Annotated in this window: 17 protein-coding genes; 10 read left to right on the top strand and 7 right to left on the bottom strand. The window is 63.5% G+C overall.

Annotated elements, in window-relative coordinates; translation table 11 throughout:
* The first annotated feature begins 30 nt into the window (after positions 1-30).
* Positions 31-1,638 (top strand): GMC family oxidoreductase, encoded by a 1,608-nt coding sequence (locus LB568_RS11610; protein WP_224730192.1) that lies wholly within the window; start codon positions 31-33, stop codon positions 1,636-1,638.
* A 193-nt stretch (positions 1,639-1,831) separates the two neighbouring features.
* The gene (locus LB568_RS11615) at positions 1,832-2,452 is read left to right on the top strand and encodes a DJ-1/PfpI family protein (RefSeq protein WP_224730193.1); all 621 of its coding nucleotides are present in this window, start codon (positions 1,832-1,834) and stop codon (positions 2,450-2,452) included.
* Between the two features lie 101 nt (positions 2,453-2,553).
* Here the strand turns inward: LB568_RS11615 and LB568_RS11620 are convergent, their stop codons facing one another.
* Entirely contained in the window at positions 2,554-3,576 is a 1,023-nt protein-coding gene (locus tag LB568_RS11620; protein ID WP_224730194.1) for a fatty acid desaturase, read from the bottom strand.
* Positions 3,577-3,761: 185 nt separating this feature from the next.
* On the opposite strand from LB568_RS11620, the gene LB568_RS11625 reads away from it, so the two are divergent.
* The 6 genes from LB568_RS11625 (at position 3,762) to LB568_RS11650 (ending at position 11,152) form a co-directional block, all read left to right on the top strand.
* Positions 3,762-4,763 carry a LacI family DNA-binding transcriptional regulator gene (locus LB568_RS11625; RefSeq protein ID WP_013892985.1) on the top strand — a complete coding sequence of 334 codons (1,002 nt, stop codon included), beginning with the start codon at positions 3,762-3,764 and terminating at the stop codon, positions 4,761-4,763.
* A 33-nt stretch (positions 4,764-4,796) separates the two neighbouring features.
* On the top strand, positions 4,797-6,116 hold the full coding sequence (locus LB568_RS11630; protein WP_224730195.1) for an ABC transporter substrate-binding protein: 1,320 nt from the start codon (positions 4,797-4,799) through the stop codon (positions 6,114-6,116).
* Positions 6,117-6,230: 114 nt separating this feature from the next.
* Positions 6,231-7,076, top strand: coding sequence for a carbohydrate ABC transporter permease (locus LB568_RS11635; RefSeq protein ID WP_013892987.1), 846 nt, complete (start codon positions 6,231-6,233; stop codon positions 7,074-7,076).
* A complete protein-coding gene (locus LB568_RS11640; protein ID WP_013892988.1) occupies positions 7,073-7,906 on the top strand; it encodes a carbohydrate ABC transporter permease in 834 nt (277 codons plus the stop codon). Before LB568_RS11635 ends, LB568_RS11640 begins: the two co-directional genes overlap by 4 nt.
* Positions 7,907-7,932: 26 nt before the next feature.
* Positions 7,933-10,041 carry an ADP-ribosylglycohydrolase family protein gene (locus LB568_RS11645; RefSeq protein ID WP_224730196.1) on the top strand — a complete coding sequence of 703 codons (2,109 nt, stop codon included), beginning with the start codon at positions 7,933-7,935 and terminating at the stop codon, positions 10,039-10,041.
* Between the two features lie 34 nt (positions 10,042-10,075).
* Positions 10,076-11,152, top strand: a complete 1,077-nt coding sequence (locus LB568_RS11650; RefSeq protein WP_013892990.1) for an ABC transporter ATP-binding protein — start codon at positions 10,076-10,078, stop codon at positions 11,150-11,152.
* Between the two features lie 61 nt (positions 11,153-11,213).
* Here the strand turns inward: LB568_RS11650 and LB568_RS11655 are convergent, their stop codons facing one another.
* Positions 11,214-11,417 carry a NepR family anti-sigma factor gene (locus LB568_RS11655; protein WP_224730197.1) on the bottom strand — a complete coding sequence of 68 codons (204 nt, stop codon included), beginning with the start codon at positions 11,415-11,417 and terminating at the stop codon, positions 11,214-11,216.
* A 237-nt stretch (positions 11,418-11,654) separates the two neighbouring features.
* On the opposite strand from LB568_RS11655, the gene grpE reads away from it, so the two are divergent.
* Together grpE and LB568_RS11665 are read left to right on the top strand one after the other, a co-directional pair.
* Positions 11,655-12,287 carry a nucleotide exchange factor GrpE gene (gene grpE, locus LB568_RS11660; RefSeq protein WP_013892992.1) on the top strand — a complete coding sequence of 211 codons (633 nt, stop codon included), beginning with the start codon at positions 11,655-11,657 and terminating at the stop codon, positions 12,285-12,287.
* 111 nt (positions 12,288-12,398) lie between these two features.
* Positions 12,399-13,031 (top strand): trimeric intracellular cation channel family protein, encoded by a 633-nt coding sequence (locus tag LB568_RS11665; RefSeq protein ID WP_013892993.1) that lies wholly within the window; start codon positions 12,399-12,401, stop codon positions 13,029-13,031.
* 77 nt (positions 13,032-13,108) lie between these two features.
* On the opposite strand, the gene LB568_RS11670 is transcribed toward LB568_RS11665, so the two are convergent.
* From LB568_RS11670 to LB568_RS11690, 5 genes are all read right to left on the bottom strand, one after another.
* Complete coding sequence (locus LB568_RS11670) at positions 13,109-13,984, bottom strand: GNAT family N-acetyltransferase (protein WP_041164038.1); 876 nt, start codon at positions 13,982-13,984, stop codon at positions 13,109-13,111.
* 285 nt (positions 13,985-14,269) lie between these two features.
* Positions 14,270-16,558 carry a PAS domain-containing hybrid sensor histidine kinase/response regulator gene (locus LB568_RS11675; RefSeq protein WP_224730198.1) on the bottom strand — a complete coding sequence of 763 codons (2,289 nt, stop codon included), beginning with the start codon at positions 16,556-16,558 and terminating at the stop codon, positions 14,270-14,272.
* A gap of 129 nt (positions 16,559-16,687) precedes the next feature.
* The gene (locus LB568_RS11680) at positions 16,688-17,677 is read right to left on the bottom strand and encodes an MDR family oxidoreductase (RefSeq protein ID WP_013892996.1); all 990 of its coding nucleotides are present in this window, start codon (positions 17,675-17,677) and stop codon (positions 16,688-16,690) included.
* Positions 17,678-17,734: 57 nt separating this feature from the next.
* On the bottom strand, positions 17,735-18,292 hold the full coding sequence (lspA, locus tag LB568_RS11685; RefSeq protein ID WP_224730199.1) for a signal peptidase II: 558 nt from the start codon (positions 18,290-18,292) through the stop codon (positions 17,735-17,737).
* Between the two features lie 13 nt (positions 18,293-18,305).
* Positions 18,306-19,163 (bottom strand): TrmH family RNA methyltransferase, encoded by an 858-nt coding sequence (locus tag LB568_RS11690; protein ID WP_013892998.1) that lies wholly within the window; start codon positions 19,161-19,163, stop codon positions 18,306-18,308.
* Positions 19,164-19,175: the final 12 nt, after the last annotated feature.

Below are 19,175 nucleotides of genomic sequence, written 5' to 3' on the forward strand. Positions count from 1 at the left end.
GAAACATCCGCCGGGTGCGAGGAGGGAATCATGACTTTCGACTACGTCATCGCCGGCGGCGGGTCCGCCGGCTGCACGCTTGCCGCGCGCCTCTCCGAGGACCCATCGAAGACGGTCTGCCTGGTCGAAGCCGGCGGCGAGGGCAGGAACCTGTTCATCCGCGCCCCGGCCGGCGTCATCGCGCTGTTGCCCGGCCGGCCGAAGATCCACAACTGGGCATTCGAGACGGTGCCGCAGCAAGGTCTTGGCGGCCGCAAGGGCTACCAGCCGCGCGGCAAGGCGCTTGGCGGCTCGAGTGCCATCAATGCCATGCTCTATGTCAGGGGCCATCGCAGCGACTATGACGAGTGGGCCAATTTCGGCTGCGACGGCTGGTCGTGGGACGAGGTGTTGCCATATTTTCGGCGCGCGGAAGGCAACCAGCGCGGGAGCGATGCCCTGCACGGCGATGACGGGCCGCTGCGGGTTGCCGAGCAGCAGGAGCCGCGTGCGCTCTCCCGGGCCTTTGTCGAGGCTTGCGGCGAAAACCAGATCCGCCGCAATGACGATTTCAATGGACCGGAACAGGAAGGAGCAGGACTCTATCAGGTCACGCAGTTCTGGGGCGGAGACCGCAATGGCGAACGCTGTTCGGCGGCGGCGGCCTATCTGCATCCGGCGATCGGCCGGCCAAATCTGACCGTCATCACCGGAGCGCATGCCACCGGCATTGTCCTTGACGGCAAGCGGGCCACTGGCGTGCGCTATCGCAAGGGCAACAGCGAAGCCGTTGCGCGAGCCACGCGCGAGGTCATCGTCTGCGGCGGCGCCTTTGGCTCGCCGCAACTGTTGATGCTGTCTGGAGTAGGCCCAGCCGTCGAGCTTGCCGCCCACGGAATTCCGATGGTCCATGAATTGCCTGGCGTCGGCAAGAACCTGCAGGATCATCTGGATTTCATCATGGGCTGGACATCGAGGGATGCCGACATGATGGGCATCGGGCTGCGCGGTCTGCCTGGCTTGCTGCGGCATATGCTGCGCTGGCGCAAGGATGGCGGCGGTATGATCGCCACGCCCTATGCGGAGGGCGGCGCCTTCCTCAAATCCGACCCAGCGATCGACCGCCCTGACCTGCAACTCCATTTTTGCATCGCCATCGTCGATGATCATGGCCGCAAGCTGCATATGGGCTACGGCTTCTCCTGCCATGTCTGCGTGCTGCGGCCGCATTCGCGCGGCGAAGTCGGGCTGTCGACGCCGGACCCGTTGGCGCCACCGCGCATCGATCCGCGCTTCCTGTCCGACGAACGCGACGCCCATCTGCTCCTCAAGGGCGTCAGGACGATGCGCGGCATCCTGGAAGCGCCGGCGCTGGCCAAATACCGCGCCAGGGAGATCTACACCGCCGGCGCTTCGAGCGATGCCGATTTGATGGCCCATATCCGCGCTCGCGCCGACACCGTCTATCACCCCGTGGGCACCTGCAGGATGGGCGTCGACGATATGGCGGTTGTCGATCCGCAACTGCGTGTGCGCGGCATGCAGGCTTTGCGTGTCGTCGACGCTTCGGTGATGCCGACGCTGATCGGCGGCAACACCAACGCGCCGACCATCATGATCGCCGAAAAGGCCGCCGACATGATCAAGACGGCCGCCTGATTGTAGCTCTGGTCGAACCAGTGGCGCCGTTTTCCTCTGCAGCGAAGTGCTCACTGACCGGGGGCACAGCTATCGACGCCAACTGGTCGTACCAATTGTACGATTTGTGCTTTCCCTTTCGTCGTCCTGCCCTTAGGATATGGCTATTATTTCGTGATCCGAAATAAATATGGCTACAAGGGAGGAACCGGAAATGGCTGGCAAGAAGATATTGATGCTCGTTGGCGAGTTCAGCGAGGAGTATGAGATTTTCGTCTTTGAACAGGCCATGCATGCCGTCGGCCACACGGTGCATGTCGTCTGTCCGGACAAGAAGGCGGGCGACGTCCTGAAGACCTCGCTGCACGACTTCGAAGGCCACCAGACCTATACGGAAAAGCTCGGCCACGACTATATCCTCAACAAGACGTTTTCCGAAGTGGACCCGGCCAAATACGACGCCGTCTACGCGGCGGGCGGACGCGGGCCGGAATACATCCGCATCGACAAGCGCGTGCAGGCGCTGGTGCGCCATTTCCACGAGGCCGGCAAGCCGATCTTCACCATCTGCCACGGCGTGCAGATCCTGATCGCCGTCGACGGCGTTGTGCGCGGCAGGGAAGTCGCGGCACTTCACTATTGCGAGCCGGAAGTGACGCTGGCCGGTGGCATCTACATCGACGTCGCGCCGAGCGGCGCCCATGTCGACGGCAATCTCGTGTCAGCCAAGGGCTGGCCGGGCCTATCCAACTTTATCCGCGAATGCCTGAAAGTGCTTGGCACGGAAATCCGCCATGGCGAGATCCTCATGCGCGACGAACGCCAGGCGGCCTGACCCGGACGTTGCCAGCCGCCGCGCCTAAGGCGCGGCGGTTTTCGACGGGAAAACGCTACGCGCTTTTCCCCGGGGAACCCTCACACTTTTCCTGGAATTGCCTAGACCGCTGCCCGTGCCTCGCGGAACGACACCAGCTTGCGGCGGCTTTCATCCCACAATGCCAGTTTTACGCAGCGCAGGCTCTCGATCAGCGTGACGCGGCCGATGCCACGCAGCTCCGGATAGTCGCGCAGCACTTCCTGCAGCCTGTATCCGGGCACTTTGGCGGAGAGGTGGTGAACGTGGTGGACACCGATGTTGCCGGTGAACCAGTTCAGCACCCGCGGCAGGTCGTAGTAGGATGACCCGTGCAAAGCGGCATGCTGGAATTCCCATTCGGAATCCTTTGCCCATTCCGTCTCCTCGAACTGATGCTGGACGTAGAACAGCCAGATGCCGGCCGAACCGGCGAGGATGACGATCGGCAGATGGACCACCAGGAAGGCGCCGGGGCCGACGAACCAGATGAGGATAGCCGCGGCAAGCGCGATGCCGAGATTGGTGGTCATCGACGACACCCAGGGTGTCAGGCCGCCGCGCATCATGCCGACAGGCAGCCTTTGCTCGAAGATGAACAGCCAGATCGGCCCCAGGCCGAACATCACGAGGGGATGGCGATAGAGACGATAGGCCAGGCGGCCTCGCCATGACAGTTGCCGATATTCGGCAACGGTCAGCGTCCTGATGTCTCCCATGCCACGCTCGTCGAGATTGCCGGCGCTGGCATGATGCACGGCGTGAGCGCGCCGCCAGCAGTCATAGGGCGTCAAGGTCAGAATGCCGAGCACGCGTCCGATCCAGTCGTCGGCGTAGCGATTGGCGAAGAAGGAGCCATGGCCGCAATCGTGCTGGATCATGAAGATCCGCACCAGGAACCCGGCCGCGGGAAGGATGAGGATCAGTCCCCACCAATGGCCATAGGCATAGGCAGCCGAAGAGAGCGCCCAGAGCGTGACGAACGGAATGAGGGTGATGGCGAGCTCAAGTGTGCTGCGCCGCCGGTCGGGCTTCTTGTAGCGCGCCAGAATTTTGAGCCAGGCGCGCTTGCTGTTGGCCGCGGCCTCAGGGGAAATCATGTTCATCAGGAACCATAGGCGGCGCGTTCCGCCACCGCAAGACAAAGATCACGCGAAATTACTGTGCGTAATTGTCGCGCGATGGATCAATTCCATGCCATGCCATGCCATGGCGCCGCGACGGGCATGCTCTTGACTTTCCGGCTCGCTTGCCTTTTATACGTATCACTAATACGTATAAGGAACTTTTCTTGAAGCGAGCCACTCAAAAGGATGTCGCGCGGCTGGCCGGGGTTTCGCAGGCCAGCGTCTCGATGGTGATGAGTGGCGGCGGCTCTCCGGCGCTGTCATCCGAGACCTGGGAGCGGATCACCAATGCGGCGGCGCAGCTCGGCTATACGCCCAACCGGTTTGCGCAGGCGCTCAAGACCAACCGCACCATGACCATTGCCTGCATCGTGCCCGACATCACCAATCCCTTCTATCCGGCGCTGATGCGAGGCATCCAGTCGGTGGCCGAAGAACTCAACTATGACGTGATCGCGGTCAGCACCGATGGCTCCGCCGAGCGGGAGCGGCATTTCCTCGACTGGTCCAGGCAGGGACGCGTCGACGGCGTGATAGGGGTGTTCTTCACGCTGCGCGCCGGCGATTTCAAGCCACTGGTCGATGCGGGCGTGCCTGTGGTGCGCATCGAATCGAGCAAGAAGCGCGGCGGCGATATCGCCATCGACGATATTTTCATCGACAGCTACGCCGCCGCCCTTGCGGTAACACAATTTCTCATCGGTCGCGGCCATCACCGCATCGCCATGGTCGCCGGCCGGGGTGGCCCTCAGGGCGTTCGGGTCGAGGGCTATCGCACCGCGCTGACCGAAGCAGGCGGCGCACCCTACGTCGTCATCGACGAGGAGTTCAGCGAAACCGGCGGTGCCCGGGCCGCGGAGGCGGTGCTGGCCAGCGGCTATGCGCCGACGGCGATCTTTGCCGCCAATGACCTCATGGCCATTGGCGTGATGCAGGCGCTGCGCGATCGCGGCATCGCCATCCCCGGCGATATCGCCGTCGCCGGCTTCGACGACATTTCAGCCGCCCGGCTGGTCACGCCGTCCTTGACCACCGTCTCCCAGTTCCAGGGCGATATCGGGGTCAAGGCAGCACAGATCCTGATGGAAAGGCTGCGCGGCTCCAAGCCCGGCGCGGGCACCGCGCTCGAAATGCCCTTCAGCCTGATCGAACGTGGCTCAACCTGAAACAAGAAACGAAAAGTCATCGGAGGAGAAAACATGGAACGCCGTACGTTGCTCAAGACCGGCCTCGGCCTCGCCGCCCTGCCGCTGCTCCCACGCCTGGCCTTTGGCGAGGACAAGAAGCCCGTCGGTTTCTGGTACGAGTCCGCCTCGCCGGAAAACCAGGACAATCTCAAGACCATCTTGATCGACCCATTCAATGCCGCGCATCCGCAGGACGATCTCTCGATCGATTTCCGCGGCTCCGACCTCGACAAGCAGTTGCGCATCGCCATGCTCTCGGGCAATGGCCCGGATGTCGTCTTCACCGCCGGTCCAAGCTATGTGGCGTCGATGGCGCAAGCGGGGCAGTTGCTGCCGCTCGATGATTACGCCGCAAAGCTCGGCTGGAACGACCGGCTGCTGCCGCTATTCATGGAACTGGGCAAGTATGACGGCAAGCTCTACGCGCTTGCCAAGACCTATGAGACGCTGGGCCTGTTCTACAACAAGACGCTGTTCGACAAGAACGGCTGGAAGGCGCCCACCACCATCGCCGAACTCGAGACGCTCGCCGACGAGATGAAGGGCAAGGGCCTGGTCCCGTTCGGCTGCGGCAATGCCGATTGGCGGCCGGCCAACGAGCACCATGTCTCGATCGTGCTCAATTCGGTGGCCGGCCCCGACAATGTCTACAAGGCGCTGACCGGTGCCAGTCCCTGGACAGACGCCTCCATCCTGGCCGCCATCGATAAGCTCGATGAGTGGTGGCAGAAGGGCTACTACGGCCCGAACTACTTCTCGCTGACGCTGGAGCAGGCATTCGCCCAGGTGGCGACCGGCCAGGCCGGCATGGCGCCGAGCGGCACCTGGAGCTTCACCAACATCCCGACCTATTTCCCGACCAACAACGCCGAAGCGGCGTTCGTCGGCTTTCCAAGCACGAGCGGCCCGCCGGTCTATGCGCTCGGCATTGGCTCGACGCTCTCGATCAACGCGAAATCCGAAAATGCCGACGGCGCGGCGGCGGTGCTCGACTATATTTTCAACGACAAGTTCTACAGCGAGATGAACTCTGTATGGCAGGGCGAGTGGAATCTGCCGTTGAAGGACCTGTCCGGTGTAAAACTCTCCGACAAGGTGCTGCCGCTTTATACCGAGGTGATGAAGAACCTGTCGACGGCCGTCGGCGCCGGCCAGTACGGCTACACGACATGGACTTTCCTGCCGCCCGCCACCGACACCTATCTGGTCAGCGGCATGGAGGAGGTCTGGCTGAAGAAGATCAGCTCGAAGGACTACCTCAAGAAACTCGATGAGACCTTCCAGCAGGAAAAGGCGGCCGGCAAGGTGCCGGCAGTTCCGAAGCGGGCCTGAAGCGGGCCTGAAGCGGGCTTGACGCGGCGGGCACCGGCAGCGCCGCGAACCATCCGAACGCAGCGAAAGGAGCGGCGCCCGTCCGGCGCCCTCTAAAACCCAGGGCAATCGTCCATGCACCGGCTCTATCTCGTCCCGACGCTGATCATCAATTTCGTCATCGTCCTCGTCCCGGCCTTGCTGACGGTCGTCCTGGCGTTCTGCAGCTGGGACGGCATTTCGACGCCGACCTTTTCGGGACTGGACAATTTCCGGGCGCTGTTCGCCGACGGCGTCTTCTGGTCGGCGCTGGCCAACAACATCATCTGGACCTGCATCTTCCTCATCGTGCCGATCGCCATGGGGCTGCTGGCGGCCTCGATGCTGCTGATCGTCAGGCGCGGCAGCAATTTCTTCCAGGTCGTCTACTTCCTGCCCGTGGTCATCGCCACGGTGATCACGGCCCGCGTCTGGCAGGGGATGATCTACAGCCCGGTCACCGGCGTGTTCGGCATGTTGGCACGCATGGGCCTGCATGTGGCCAATCCGCTGGCACAGCCATCGACAGCGCTGTTGGGCGTGGCGACCGTCGATCTTTGGCACTGGTGGGGATTTCTGTGCGTCATCTTCTTCGCGGCGCTGCGCCAGGTGCCGCAGGAGCACATCGAGGCGGCGCGTATCGAGGGCGCGAGCTATGGGCAAATGATGCGCTACGTGCTGCTGCCAGCGATCCGGCCGACCATCATGCTGATGATGATCATGACGGTGATCTGGAGCTTCCTCGCCTTTGATTTCGTCTACATCCTGACCCAGGGCGGCCCGGCTTTTTCGAGCGAGGTGCTGTCGACGCTGGCCTACCGCCACGCCTTCTACGATCTCAACGTCGGCCAGGCAGCCGCGGCGGCGCTGGTCATCAGCCTGTTCGGCCTCGTCGGCACGTTCTTCTACGTACGCCTGCAGACGCAGGAAGGCGAGCAATGAGAATGGTCGAAAGCCGGGCCACCCTGACGATCTCCTACGTGGTGCTGGGTATCGGTGCCTTCATCGCCCTGTTTCCGATCGCCTTGCTGGTGCTCAATTCGCTGAAGCCAGCGGCGCAGATCGTGCAGAGCCCGCTGGCGCTGCCCAATCCCATCCGCTGGGAGAATTTCGTCAACGCCTGGACCCACGCCAAGTTTTCGAAAACCTTCGTCAATTCGCTGCTGCTTTCGGGAACGACGATCATCCTCGTCTGCTCGACGTCCTCGCTGTCGGCCTATGTGCTGGCGCGCAGGAAAATCGCTTCGTGGAAGATCTGGACGTTCTACCTGCTGGCGACGACCACGGCGCCGATCCAGCTCTATATTTTCCCGCTCTATTTCGGCTTCGCCAAGCTCGGGCTGATCAACAACGTGTTCGGCGTCGCGCTGATCTACACCGCCCTCTACAGTCCATTCGCGGTGATGCTGCTGAGGACGTATTTCATCGCCGTGCCGAAGGAACTCGAGGAGGCCGCGCTGATCGACGGCGCCACCTCCTGGCAGGTGTTTTCCAGGGTGATGCTGCCCATCGTGTCGCCCGGCATCCTGACCGTCGCACTGATCATCGGGCTCAACTCCTGGAACGAATTCCTGATCGCGGCGACCTTCCTGCAGAAGGCGGACAAGGTCACCGCCGTGATCGCCTTCTACCTGCTCAGCGGGCAGTACAGCTCGGACTGGGGTGAGATCATGGCTGCCGCGCTGATCATCGTGGTGCCGGTGGTGGTGCTGTTCGTCGCCATGCAGAAACGGTTCATCGAAGGCATGGCGGGCGGCTCGGTCAAAGGCTGAAATTTTTGGATTATCTGGAGCAGAACATGCAGTTGCCAAACGACTATCTGGAACGGGTCTATGCCGGTGTGCTCGGCAAGCTGGTGGGTGTCTATCTCGGCCGGCCGTTCGAGGGTTGGACCTACCAGAAGATCATGAAGGAGCTCGGCCCGATCGACTATTACGTGCATGAGCGCCTGAACCAGCCGCTGGTGGTGACCGATGACGACGTTGCCGGCACCTTCACGTTCATCCGCGCGCTCGAGGATTACGGCATCTCGCCCAATCTGCCCGCCGAGGCCATCGGCAAGGCATGGCTGAACTATATCGTCGAGGAGCGTTCGATCCTGTGGTGGGGCGGCAGCGGCAACTCGACCGAGCATACTGCATGGCTCAATCTCAAGAAGGGCATACCGGCCCCGCATTCGGGTTCCATCGCCACCAATGGTGCGACCGTCGCCGAGCAGATCGGCGCCCAGATCTTCATCGACGGCTGGGCGATGGTGGCGCCTGGGCAGCCGCAACTGGCGGCAAAGCTTGCCGAACAGGCCGGCAAGGTCTCGCATGACGGCGAATCCGTCCATGCGGCGATGCTGTGGGCGGCAATGGAGGCCGAAGCCTTTGTCTCCAGCGACATCGACCATCTCATCGATACCGGCCTGTCGGTCATCCCGCGCGACAGCCTGATCGCCAAACTCATCGCCGACATCCGCGGCTGGGTGAAGGCACATCCCGACTGGCACGACACGCGCCAGAAGATCGAAGACAAATACGGCTACGACAAATATCCAGGTAATTGCCATGTCGTGCCCAACCACGCGCTGATGGTGATGGCCGTGCTCTATGCGCCGGACGATTTCCAAAAGGCGCAGATGATCGTCAACACGTCGGGCTGGGACACCGATTGCAATGCGGGCAATGTCGGCTGCCTGCTTGCCCTGATGCTCGGCCTCGACGGCATCGAGGCCGGACCGGACTGGCGCGGGCCGATCGCCGACCGCCTGCTGATTTCCTCGGCCGACGGCGGCAACTCGATCAACGACGCGGTGCGAACAGCCTACTATATCGCCAATCTCGGCATGGCGCTCGCCGGTGGAAATCCGCTCGACGCGCCGAAGGCCGGCGCCCAATTCCACTTCTCGCTTTCCGGCAGCCAGCAGGGTTTTCGGCCGGTGGAGGGGCATGGCTTGGCCAGCGGCGTTCGCGTCGGCAATGTCGAGTTCGAGAATGGCCGTGCCCTGACCGTAAGCTATGAAGCCCTGGCTCCCGGCCTGGCTGCCGTCGTGACGACACCGACCTTCTCGCCGCGGGAGGTGCTGTCGATGCGCACCTACGACCTGATGGCCACGCCGCTCGTCTATCCCGGGCAGGTGGTCAAGGCGCGCGTCGTCGCCGATCGCCGCAACAAGGGCGCGGTGTCGGTGCGGCTGCGCATTCGCGCCTATGATGGCGACGATCGCCTGCGCGACATCGATAGCGATGCGATTGCCCTGAATGCCGGCGAGGACCGCGTGCTTTCATGGCGCCTGCCGGATCTGGACGGCCAGCCGATCGCCGAGATCGGCATCATGCTCACCAGCGAGGGCAGGCGCGCCGACGGTCGTGTGCTGCTCGACTATCTCAGATGGGATGGGGCGCCGGACCTGAACTTGCATCGGCCGGCCGGCGATTGCGACTTCTGGCGCATGGCCTGGGTCAACGGCGTCAGCTTCTTTTCCAAGCGTTTTCCGCCGAGTTTCCGCATTTCGCAGAGCCGCGACGAGGGCATCGTCATTCACGGCACGCGGCAGTGGACCGATTACAAGGTATCGAGCGACATCGTCATCCACCTTGGCAATTACGGCGGTGTCTGCGCGCGCGTCCAGGGCTTGCGGCGCTACTACGCCGTGCGCGCCACGCGCGATGGCAAGCTGCAGATCGTGCGTACACGGGATGCCGAAACGGTCGTTCTGGCGGAGACCGATTTCGAACTGGTCTTCGAAAAGACCATTCCGGTGACGCTGACCGTCAAGGGCAGCCGCATCACGGCGCTTTTCGGCGGCGTGGCGCTCGAGGCTGACGACACGAGTTCGCAGGCGCTCACCAACGGCGGCATCGGATTGCTGATCGCGGAAGGCGCGCTGTCCACCGACAACATACATGTGAGCGCGACCTGAACGTCTCGCGACCACAATCCCAGGAAAAATCCCGATGGCTTCAGTCGAAATCGCCAACGTCCTCAAATCCTACGCCGGGCACGAGGTGCTGCACGGCGTCTCGGTCAAGATTCCGGACGGTCAATTCGTGGTTCTCGTCGGTCCGTCGGGCTGCGGCAAGTCTACTTTGCTGCGCATGATCGCCGGACTGGAGGATATTTCGGGCGGCACGATCAGCATCGGTGACAGAGTGGTCAACGACCTGCCGCCCAAGCAACGCGACATATCCATGGTGTTCCAGAATTATGCGCTCTATCCGCATATGACGGTCGCTGAAAACATGGCGTTCTCGATGACGCTTGCCAAGGCGCCGAAGGCGGAAAAGGCCGAGCGGGTGGCCAAGGCCGCGGAAATCCTGGGCCTGACGCCGCTGCTTGATCGCTATCCGCGCCAGCTGTCGGGCGGCCAGCGGCAGCGTGTCGCCATGGGGCGGTCGATCGTGCGCAACCCGCAGGTCTTCCTGTTTGACGAGCCGCTGTCGAACTTGGACGCCAAACTGCGCGTGGCCATGCGCGCCGAGATCAAGGGGCTGCACCAGCGCCTGCGCACCACCACTGTCTATGTAACGCACGACCAGGTCGAAGCCATGACGATGGCCGACCAGATCGTCGTGTTGAACAACGGACGGGTGGAGCAGATCGGCACGCCGCTCGATCTCTACGATCACCCGGTCAATATGTTCGTCGCGACCTTCATCGGTTCGCCGTCGATGAACATCATCAGCGGCGTGGTCGCACGCGACAACGGCATACCGGCGGTGCGAACAGCCGACGGGACATTGTTGCCGGTCGGTTCAGCCTTCAGCGCGCCAGACGGAAAGCCGGTCCAATACGGGTTCCGGCCAGAGCATTTGAGCGTCTGTGCGCCGGGCAAGGGGACTGCCGCATTGGTTGGCGTGGTCGAGCCGATGGGTTCGGAGACCCAGGTTCATCTGACGATCGGCGGTGAGCCGGCGGTCGCCGTGTTTCGCGACAGAATCAGCGCCCGTCCCGGAGAGACGCTCTTCGTCGCCCCCGACATCGCCAAGCTGAACCTGTTCGATGCCGGAACGGGCAAGGCCCTGGATATTTGACGAGCCAATTCGTGTGCGGATCCTGGCTGGAGCCCTGCGTCGCATAGGGCCAGATGTGTCGCTACCGGCGCCCGCTGCTGCCTGAGGGGTTGCCGGCTGCCCGATCGAGGCGGTCAAGTAAATCCCTGAAGCGGTCGGGAATGTCGGCGTCGATGCGGAAGGCCGGCAGGGTGCGCAGAAAGCGCGTCATTGCCTTGGCGCCGACCTGGCGCCTGACCTCCGCGGCAAGCCGTTTTTCCTTTTCAGCCTTGTTGCGGGTCATCATTTCAAAATCCTGTGTCGGCTCCGAAACTCCTCCAGCAAGCGAATGGTTCCCGCATCACGCGCTTGTGGCAAGCAAAGCCGGCAAGTACGGTAAAGTTTGAATTAAAATCGAAGTATTGCCATTGGCGCCATTTGGGCCGGCCGAAGGCCTTCACGGTCGCTTGCCCCTTGATTTTTGAGCGTCAAACCTCGATATCGGGCACAAAATCCAAACCATTCGAGATGACGGGAAACGGCGATGAGCGACCAGGCAAAAGACGAACGCGCGCCCAACGAAGCCGAGGCGGCCGAGGCCAATGCCGAGCGCACGGAAGGCGGCATCGACGGCGACTATGAAGCGCTTGTGCGATTGCTCAAGGAAAATGAAGAGCTGAAGGACCGCGCGCTGCGCGTCGCGGCCGAGATGGAAAACCTGCGTCGCCGCACCGCGCGCGACGTACACGACGCACGCACCTATGCGGTGGCGAATTTCGCCCGCGACATGCTGTCGGTATCGGACAATCTGCGCCGCGCGCTGGACGCCATTCCGGCCGAGGCCAAGGCGTCGGGCGATGCCGGCTTCAAGGCGCTGATCGAAGGCGTCGACCTCACCGAGCGCGCCATGCTGTCGGCGCTGGAACGGCACGGGGTCAAGAAATTGACTCCGGAAGGCGAGAAATTCGATCCCAATTTCCATCAGGCGATGTTCGAAGTGCCCAATCCCGATGTCCCGGCCAACACGGTGGTTCAGGTCGTGCAGCCGGGCTATTCGATCGGCGAGCGCGTGCTGCGGCCGGCCATGGTCGGCGTCGCCAAGGGCGGCCCGAAGGTCGCCGCCGAGGCGCCGGTCGAACCGGGGCCGGTCAACGAGCAGGCGGAGAAGGATGCGTGATTAAGGCAGTAGGGGAGTAAGGCAGTAGGGGAGTAGGGAAAAAGGGAGTCCCACCGACGGTGCGGCTTCGTGCTAAACATACTCCCCTACTCCCCTACTGCCTGGCCTTCCATGCACCCCATCGCCCTTCTCGACTATGCCGGCATTGCCGTTTTTGCGGCGACGGGGGCGTTGGCTGCGTCGCGCAAGCAGCTCGACGTCATCGGTTTCCTGTTCCTGGCCAGCGTCACCGGCATCGGCGGCGGCACGTTTCGCGACCTCATCCTCAATGTGCCTGTGTTCTGGGTGGGAAACCGCGACTATGTGCTGATCTGCGCGGTGGTGGCGGTCCTGGTGTTCTTCACCGCGCACCGCGTCGAATCCCGCTATAGGCTGCTGCTCTGGCTCGACGCCGTCGGGCTGGCTGCCTTTTCGGTGATGGGCGCGGCAAAGGGCCTGGCAATCACCGGCTCGCCGGTGGTTTCCATCATCACCGGCATGCTGACCGCGACCTTCGGCGGCATATTGCGCGATCTCCTGGCCGGTGAGCCATCGGTGCTGCTGAAGCCCGAGATCTACGTCACGGCTGCCCTGGCGGGCGCCGCTATCTTCACACTGGGCGACGTCGCCGGACTGCCGCAGCTTGTCTCAGGCTTGGCCGGTTTCGCCGTGGCGCTCGCGGTGCGTGGCGGTGCGCTTCGTTTCGGCTGGGCATTTCCGTCCTACAAGAGCCGGCCCGGCCGGCGGCCTGAGGATATTCCGTAAAAGAGGCAGTAGGGACTAGTCAGTAGTGAGTAGTGAGAGGAGCGTGACTCGTGACGTCTTGCCTACTGCCTACTGCCTCACGCGGCGAAGCGCTGGGCTTCCCCGCCATAGTAGTTGACGTAGCGGGCACCGATCTCCTTGACCGGCATCACCACGAAGACGTCGACCGTCGAAAACTCGCGGTCGATGACGCAGCCGTCGCCGATGCGGGCACCGACGCGCAGATAGCCCTTGACCAAAGGCGGCATCGCCGCGATCGCTGCCTTGGCATTGACCGCCTCGATCGGCATCAGGTCCATGGAACAATAGCGCCCGGACACCGCGCGCACGTCCCAGGCCGAGTTCGTACGGCAATGATGAGAGAGATAGGTGAGCGCCTCGGCATGCGCCGCCGGCACGGTGCCCTGGAAGGAAGCACAGCCGGTCATCACGCCGATTTCGTAGTGATTGATGTAGGCCCAGATGCCTTGCCAGAGCGCCTCGATGGTGCGCTTCGACCGGTATTCGGGCAAAACGCAGGAACGGCCGAGCTCGAGAAAACGTTGGCCAGGATGACGGGCGATGAGCTTGGTCAGCTCGAATTCGCCTTCGGAATAGAAGCCTCCGGCGGCAGCCGCGATTTCTTGCCGCAGCAGGCGATAGGTGCCGACGATGCGGCGATGCTCGGGGCCGGAAATTGAATTGTCGAAGACAAGCAGATGGTCGCAGAGCGGATCGAACCGGTCGGCGTCACGGCGGTCCTGCGCCTGGAACAGATCTTTCCTGGCACCAAGCTCGTCGTAAAACACCCGGTAACGCACTTCCTGCGCGGCCGCGATCTCGGCCTCGTTGCGAGCAAGCCGCACTTCGAGATTGCCGATTCGGCCGAGTGCTGCGCCCTTTATGACGGAATCGACATTACGTCCGGCAAGCAAGGCGCTGCTGGCGTTCGGCCGAGTGTCACATTCCGGCATAACTGTATGCACGAGTGATTCTCCTTCGAGCCATCCCTCTTGGCACGGGGATACGGTGTAGGTGCAACAGGATTGTGACAGTACCGTGATACGACGTCGCGGGCAATACTTCGTCGGCTGGCGAAAACGGTCAACCGGCTACGTTCGGTAAGGAGACTCGAGGCGCGACGCGCCCGCGCGGGTTCAGGCAACGCGCTCCAGGCCTTGTTTTCATGCATGTCGTTTTTCCGAAGCGGAGGCCCACTTTTGGGCAAATGGATCAGCCGCGTACCGGAAAAAACCGGCTCAAGCGGCGACCTGGCCCTCGACGGCGTTGACCAGCGCGTCGGGATCGAGCGGCTTGGTGACAAAACCGCTGGCGCCGTGAGCAAGCACGGCATGGCGGGTCTTTTCCTGGCTATCGGCCGACAGCACCATGATCGGCACGGGCGGCGCGGATGTCTCCTCCTCATGGCGGCGGATCGCGGCAATGGCGTCCAGCCCATCCATGACCGGCATATGCAGGTCCATCAGCACCACGTCGAAGCGGTGCTTGTGCCCGGCGCTGGTGACGGCCTCGACCGCTGCCTTGCCATTGCCGACCACCTGGACGCGATGCCCAGCCTTCAGCAGCGTGGCGCGGGCCAGCATGGCATTGATGTCGTTGTCCTCGGCGATCAGCACGGACAGGCCTTGCTGGCGCTCGCTCGATGCACGCAGCGCCGGTGCCCGACGCTTTTCCGGTTGCGGGTGGGCAAGTGCCGGCGCATGGCTGCTCAAGAGGACACGCAAAAGTGTTCCCCCGCGCACCGGCCGGGCAAGGAAGGTCGTGTAGCCGCTGGCGCGGAATTCGCCCAGCATGCCGCGGTCGGTCGGTGCGATCAGCGTGATGGCCTCGCAATCGGAGAAGCCGCTTTGGCGCAACCGCTTGAGCAGCCTTCCATCGCTCTCTTCCATGGCCGCGTCGACCAGAAGCACGTCGCAGCCGTGAGCGAAGGGCGCGGCCTGCGCCACGGTGGTGGCGATCCCGGCCGTGCCGCCACTGGCGCGGATGGTGCGGGCGATGGCATCGGCCTCGACGGCGTTCCTGGACAGGATCACAGCGCGCCTGCCGGCAAGCGCGTCGAGCCGGCCCTGCGGCGCCTCGGTGGCCGCTGTGGCGGGGATCTCGAAGACGAATTCCGATCCCTGACCAAGCCGGCTGGAGACCGAAATCGTGCCGCCCATGGCAGCCACCAGGCGCTTGGAGATGGCAAGTCCCAGGCCGGCTCCGCCATGCGTGCGCGTCGAGGTGCCGTCGGCCTGCTCGAACTCCTCGAAGATGCGCTCCATATCCTCGTCGCGCAGGCCGGGACCGGTATCGGCGATGGTGAAGCAGATGCGGTCGGTGGTCGCGGTGCGGGCGCGCGCGACGCTGACCAGCACGCCGCCGCCGTCGGTGAACTTGATAGCGTTGCCGATGAGATTGAGCAGCACCTGCCTGACCCTGCCCGGATCGGCGGTGATCATCTGCGGCACATCCGGTTCGACGTGGCAGCCGAGGCCGATATCCTTGGCGAAGGCGCGCGCGGCCAGGAGTTCGATGATGTTGTCGGCGATCTCGCGCACCGATATCGGCTGCGGCTCGGGGTCGAAGCGGCCGGCCTCGATCTTGGAATAGTCGAGCAGGTCCTCGATCAGGGCGAGCAAGGCGCTGGCCGATGTCGAGATGGCGCCGACATAAGTCTGCTGCTCCGGCGACAGGCTGGTGTCGGCGAGCAGCCTGGCCATGCCCATGATGCCGTTCATCGGCGTGCGGATCTCATGGCTGACGGTGGCGAGGAAGCGCGATTTGGCCTGGCTTGCGTATTCGGCCCGCTCGCGCGCGGTGATCAGCGAGGATTCGGCGCGCTTGCGGGCGGTGATGTCGCGGGCGATCGCGCGATGCGAAGCCGCTCCGCTGTCCTTGTCGCGCACCGACAGTTCGATCCACGAGAACCAGCGCGGGCCGCTCGGCGTGCGGATGGCGACATCGGTGGAACTCAGGCATTCATGGTCGGAAAAGGCGGCATCGGGGACGATGCCGACCTCGATTCCGAGTTCGGCCAGCGTCTTGCCGGCAAGGTCGCGCTGATCGGTTTCGACGAGGTCGGCGAATACTTTGTTGGCATAGACGATGTAGCCATCGCGGTCGCGATGGATGACGAGGTCGCCAAGTGCGTCGATGAGACCGCGAAAGCGCTCTTCGCTTTCCTGCATTTCCCACATGCGGTCGGCCAGCGTCTCGATCTCGGCGCGGCTGCGGGCGCTGGTCTCGTCGAGCAGGACCGCGGTGCGGTGTACGCTGCGCCTGGCATGCAGATGCATGGCAAGGCCGGCGAGGCCGGTTGCCAGCAGAGCGAGGCTGATGAAGATCGGGGCTCCGGTCAGATGCGCGAGGCCGGCCAGCACGACGATGGCAAAGAAGGTCACAAGCGGCAGACCTTCCCGCCCGGCCAATTGCTGCTCGGGCACCAGCGGTGGCGCGGCGAGGCACCGCCGCGCCGGCGCCGGCGCGGCAAGCGCGTCGACGTCGTTGCCAATATCCGCCTGTTGGCTGCCGGATTCCGCGATCATGCGAAACCCTTGCCAGACAGAGATTATGGAAAATTGCGGCGGATCGTTCGAATTTTAGCGGTTAAGCGTTTTTGTCCCGACAGCGGCGGATTTGCCACCGGATTGGCCGATTCTGGCCTACCAGGCAGGTCACATGTCAACGACGACGCGCCCACGGATCTTGCCGTCGACGATGTCGCGCGCGGCATCGATGATGCCGTCGAAGCCGATAGTCGTGGACAGGCCGGCGAGCTTCTGCAGGTCGAGATCGGAGCCGATGCGCCGCCAGGCTTCGAGGCGCACTGCCTTCGGCGCCATCACTGAATCGATGCCGAGCAGGGAAACGCCGCGCAGGATGAAGGGGGCCACGCTCGACGGCAGATCCATGCCGCCGGCCAGGCCGCAGGCGGCGACAGCGCCACCATAGGAGGTCATCGACAGCACATTGGCCAACGTGTGGCTGCCGACCGCATCGATGCCGCCGGCCCAGCGTTCCTTGGCCAGCGGCTTGGCGGGCTGGTTGAGCTCGTCGCGCGAGATCACCTCGGCGGCGCCAAGATTGATCAGATAGGGGCTTTCGGCATTGCGGCCGGTCGAGGCAATGACATGATAGCCGAGGCTGGACAGGATGGAGACCGCGACCGAACCGACGCCGCCGGCGGCGCCCGTCACCACCACCGGGCCGCGATCGGGTAGGATGCCGTGCCGTTCCAGCGCCATGACGCAGAGCATGGCGGTATAGCCGGCGGTGCCGACCGCCATCGCATCATGCGGGCTCATGCCTTCCGGCAGCGGCACCAGCCAGTCGCCGTTGACACGGGCGCGCACCGCATAGGCGCCGAAATGCGTTTCGCCGACACCCCAGCCGTTCAAGATCACCTTGTCTCCCTTGCGCCAGCCGGAATGGGAAGACGAGACGACGGTGCCGGAGAGATCGATGCCCGGCACCAGCGGCCAGCGGCGGATCACCGGCGCCTTGCCCGTAATGGCCAGTCCGTCCTTGTAATTCACCGTCGTTGCCTCCACCGCGACAGTGACGTCGCCGTCCATTAGGTCGGCATCGGTTAGATTTGTCACGGCTACCGACTGCTTCTTGTCGGCGTCGCGCGAAACGAGGATGGCTTTGAAGGTTTCGGGCATCTTCTTCTCCGCGAGTTTGCTTGGCGGTGTGAACTGTGCGGCGATGGCCGCGCGCGGTCAATCTTTGGAAGGCTTGGCGTCCGAAGCCTCGGCGCTCGAAGGCTTGGCGTTGGAAGGCTTGGCGTTGGAAGGCTTGGCGTTGGAAGGCTTGGGCTCGCGCCGCCAGCCGATGAGCTCGTCGAAGACGACCAATGCCGCGCCCACGGAAATGAAGGCGTCGGCGAGGTTGAAGACGGCGAAGGACCAGACCGGAGTGTGAAACAGGATGTAATCGATGACGTGGCCGTAGACGGCGCGATCGATCAGATTGCCCAGCGCTCCGCCGATGATCAGGGCAAAGCCGGTGCGGGCGATGACATGGCCCGATGGCGTGTGCGTAGCAAGGTAGAGCACGAAAGCGACGACCAACACGGCGATGACCACGAGGCCGGTATCGCCGAGGGAGGAGAACATCGAAAAGGCGATGCCGGTGTTGTAGGTGCGAAACAACGCCAGGAACGGCAAGAGATCGAGCTTTTCCTGAAAGGGCAGGCCGGTCTCGACCAGGTGTTTTATCCACTGGTCGAGCGCTATGGCGACGATGGCGAGCAGTGCATAGGGGGACCATGATCTCACGGGCAGGCAACCTTCACTGCTGGTCGGCAACGGGTTCGAGCTTCAGCGCGCCGCGCCGGATCTCGAACAGCATGATGCCGGTGGCGACGGCCAGATTGAGCGAATCGGCGCGGCCCGCTTGGGGAATCCTGAGCAGCCTGTCGCAACTCGCCGCCAGGCTTTCAGGCAGGCCCTGCTGCTCGTTGCCCATCATCAGGAGCACCGGGCCGCGGGAAAAATCGACCGAACGGTAGTCGACCGCGCCCTTCAGGTGGGTGCCGGCGACGAGGCCTGAGAAGGCTCCGCGCCAGGCGAGGAAAGCCTCGGTCGTCGCCTTGGCGATGGGTACGGCGAAGATCGAACCCATGGTCGCGCGCACCGTCTCCACGGAAAACGGATCGGTGGTGTCGCCGACCAGGATGATACCCTTGGCGCCGACGGCGTCGACGGTGCGGATGACGGTACCGAGGTTGCCGGGATCGCGCACCCGGTCGAGCGCCACCCAGACGTCGCCATTGTCGGCGTGGACATCTTTCAGGGCCAGGAATTTCTGCGAGAAGACGCCGACCACCATTTGCGGATTGTCGCGGCGGGTGATGGCGACGAGCACCTTTTCCGACACTTCGAGCACCGTGCCGCCGGCGGCAACCGTGCGCGCCGCGACCTTTCCCACCGCGGGGTTGCCGCGTCCGGCCTTGGCGAACACAAGCGTCCGGATCTGCCAGCCCAGATCGAGCGCATCGATGACCAGCTTCAGTCCTTCGGCCATGAAGGCGTTCTGCTGGTCCCGGAATTTCTTCAAGGCGAGCGCCTTGATATCCTTGACCAGCGGATTGGCGAGGCTGGTGACTTCCTTAACCTGCCCGGGTGCGCCGGCGTGCCGTTCGTTCATTCAGGACTCCGG

The organism is Mesorhizobium sp. B263B2A (assembly GCF_020165775.1).
Lineage (GTDB): Bacteria > Pseudomonadota > Alphaproteobacteria > Rhizobiales > Rhizobiaceae > Mesorhizobium > Mesorhizobium opportunistum.